At 50.7% G+C, this 2,237-nt stretch carries 3 protein-coding genes; 1 reads left to right on the top strand and 2 read right to left on the bottom strand.

What is annotated here, in order from left to right:
- Window positions 1–679: lyase family protein (locus ACQY6Q_RS13625; protein WP_427982198.1), on the bottom strand; the 679-nt coding region annotated here is incomplete at its 3' end.
- 387 nt (window positions 680–1,066) lie between these two features.
- On the opposite strand from ACQY6Q_RS13625, the gene ACQY6Q_RS13630 reads away from it, so the two are divergent.
- Entirely contained in the window at window positions 1,067–1,903 is an 837-nt protein-coding gene (locus tag ACQY6Q_RS13630) for an NAD(P)H-binding protein (RefSeq protein WP_427982199.1), read from the top strand.
- Here ACQY6Q_RS13630 and ACQY6Q_RS13635 read toward each other — a convergent pair.
- Window positions 1,900–2,237, bottom strand: a 338-nt coding sequence (locus tag ACQY6Q_RS13635) for a helix-turn-helix domain-containing protein (protein WP_427982200.1), incomplete at its 5' end; no start/stop codon positions are given. The two genes, ACQY6Q_RS13630 and ACQY6Q_RS13635, sit on opposite strands and share 4 nt — an antisense overlap.

Consider the following 2,237-nt stretch of genomic DNA (forward strand, 5'->3'; position numbering starts at 1 on the left):
CTCCGCTACCCACCGCAGTGCCGCCCAAGGGTAAGGCATAAAGGTTTTGAGCGCTGAGTTTTAGCTGTGCTTGGGCAAGGCTTAGTTGCTGTTGCCAAACCCTTAGCTCTTGGCCAAGCGTTATCGGCATGGCATCCATTAAATGAGTGCGGCCTGTTTTAAGGGTATTGGTGTGCTGCTTGGCCAGTTGTTTAAGACGCGAACTGAGAACGTCCATTGCTGGATAGAGAGAACCTTCTAGTTGCCGTAGGCTGCTAATTTGGATACTTGCGGGTATTACATCATTACTGCTTTGGCAGCGGTTTACATGGTCGTTAGGGTGTACTTTATCGGCCAATAGTTCGCTGGCTTGGCTTGCCACTACTTCATTTACATTCATATTAGAGCTGGTGCCAGAGCCGGTTTGAAACAGATCTATTGGAAAATGTTTGGCAAAATCTAGGTTTTTACTGGCTTTAGCGGCCTGCTGAATCGCTTCGCTGATATCCGCTTCGATTAAACCTAGCTCGCCGTTGGCTTGCGCAGCAGCCTGTTTAATATCGAGCACAGCGTGGATTGCTTGGCTTGGGAAACGGCGCTCGGAAAACTGAAAGTTGTTACAGGCGCGCTGGGTTTGCGCTTGGTAATACACATCGTCTGCTACCTGCACCTCACCCATACTGTCGTGTTCTGTTCGCATGTTACTGGCCAAATTTGTTATGACTGGTGAATTAAGCTTAGCAGCCAAGCCTAATTGCGGCTGTAGTTGGATGTGACTTCAGCTCTTTGGTGTTAGCCACAAAGCTAGTGAAAGCTTGCCGATGGCCCATGCCAATGTGTCTTAAAATCAGCGGTAACTTAAGACCGCTGCGAAGCTCGCCGTGACAGCCAATGACATCCCCTGCAAAGCGTTGTGGCACAGCATATAAATAGCTTTCAAGAAAAACAGCTCTTTCACTAGCAAGCTTTGGTTGGTTGGCTGGTTTGGGTAATTTGTACGTTTGGCAAATAATGCTGAATTTGTAGTCATTCGCTGCCTGAGTGATCAGGGCATCATGGTGCTTCGAACATTCACTAGGAGCACAACATGACACATTCATCTCATTTCGTCGTTATTGGTAAAACCGCAAAAACCGGAGCCCGCATTTATCAGCGTCTTCAGCAACAGGGCGCAGCTGTTCGTGCGGTGTCACGAACTTCCGAGCCTGCCTTTGACTGGCAGCAGCGGGATACTTGGGCTAGGGCGCTAAAAGGCGCCACCGCGGCGTATATTAGTTATCAACCCGATTTAGCCATAGAGCAAGCTGCTGACGACATCGCCGCCTTTATTGAGGTGGCAAAGGCGCAGGGGCTAGAGCATTTGGTATTGCTGTCTGGGCGTGGAGAACCTGGCGCCGAGCGAGCAGAAAATTTGCTGATTAATAGCGGTTTAGACTGGAATGTGGTTCGCGCGGCCTGGTTTGCCCAAAATTTTAGTGAAAGCTTTATGGCCGAGGGCATAGTCAGTGGCGAATTGGTGTTGCCAGCAGGCGAGGTGCTTGAGCCCTTTGTTGACGCTGATGATATTGCCGAGGTGGCGCTGCGCTGTTTGTTAGATAAAACCAAACGCAATCGTTTGTTTGAGGTGACGGGCAGCGAGCTGCTGAGTTTTGCTGATTGTGTGAATGAAATTAGCCGCCAGTTAGCCAAGCCGATCCGCTATCGCCAGGTGAGCATCGAGGCTTATCTTGAGCTATTACAGCAGCAAGCTGTGCCGCAGGACTTACAAGATTTGCTGAAAGAGCTCTTTACCGCGGTGTTTGATGGGCGCAATGCGCACTTATGTGATGGCATAGAGCAAGCCACTTCAGCCAAGCCGCGACGCTTTGCCGAGTATGTGGCAAAGGCAATAGCTACTGGGCATTGGCAAACGGCCGGTGTTTAAGCCTGCCTGCTTTGCGATGGAGGCTCGCCAAATTTGGCTTTGTAGGCGCGGCTAAAGGCCGCTTCTGATTGGTAACCCACCTCAAGTGCTACTGCTATCACTTGGCGCTGGCTATGGCGTAGTAATTCTCTAGCCAGCGATAAACGCCAATGTTGAATGTATTGCTTGGGTGGTTGGCCTAAGATTTTTTTGAAGTAGTCAATAAAGCTGGTGCGTGACATGCCCACCAGTTTGGCGAGCTGCTCTATATTGAGCGGGGCTGCGGGGTCGCCGTGGATCTGTGCTATGGCGGGAGCGAGGCGTTTATCGGTATGGGCCAATAGCCAGCCGGGGT

Source organism: Agarivorans sp. (assembly GCF_050295395.1).
In the GTDB taxonomy this organism is placed as follows: domain Bacteria; phylum Pseudomonadota; class Gammaproteobacteria; order Enterobacterales; family Celerinatantimonadaceae; genus Agarivorans.